Origin of the sequence: Phytoactinopolyspora endophytica, from assembly GCF_004138495.1 — a bacterium.
GTDB classification, from domain to species: Bacteria; Actinomycetota; Actinomycetes; order Jiangellales; family Jiangellaceae; genus Phytoactinopolyspora; species Phytoactinopolyspora endophytica.
The window spans coordinates 604,137-604,608 of the sequence record NZ_ML142849.1 but is presented as its reverse complement, the minus strand read 5'-3'; the positions used below and the strand labels follow the sequence as shown (position 1 = coordinate 604,608).

Genomic DNA, 472 nt, shown 5'->3' with positions numbered 1-472 from the left:
ATCGAGGATCTGGGCCTGGATCGAGACGTCGAGCGCGGAGGTCGGCTCGTCGCAGACGAGGAGCTCGGGCTCCAGCGCCAGCGCACGAGCAACGGCGATCCGTTGTTGCTGTCCGCCGGAGAACTGGCGCGGATACTGGTCGGCCCGTTCCGGCGGCACTCCCACCAATTCGAGCAGTTCCAAGGCGCGCTTGCGGCGTTCGTCCGGCTTCGCGACCTTGTGCACCCGAAGCGGCTCGATGACGTTCGCGGCCGCGGTCAGATGGGGGAGCAGGGAGCCGTAGGGGTTCTGGAACACCATCTGGATCCGTCGCCGCAGGCCGTACAGCTCCGCCCTCTTCGCGGCCAGGACGTCGTGCCCATCGAAGGTCACCGAGCCTGCGGTCGGCTCGATCAGCCGCATCAGAAGCCGGGCGAGAGTGGATTTTCCACTGCCGGACTCGCCGACGACGCCGACGGTCTCGTTGGCGCCG

1 protein-coding gene is annotated in these 472 nt (G+C 68.0%); it reads right to left on the bottom strand.

All coding sequences use genetic code 11. The features are described from left to right. Window positions 1-472, bottom strand: a 472-nt coding sequence (locus tag ELR45_RS02670; RefSeq protein WP_165367412.1) for an ATP-binding cassette domain-containing protein, incomplete at both ends; no start/stop codon positions are given.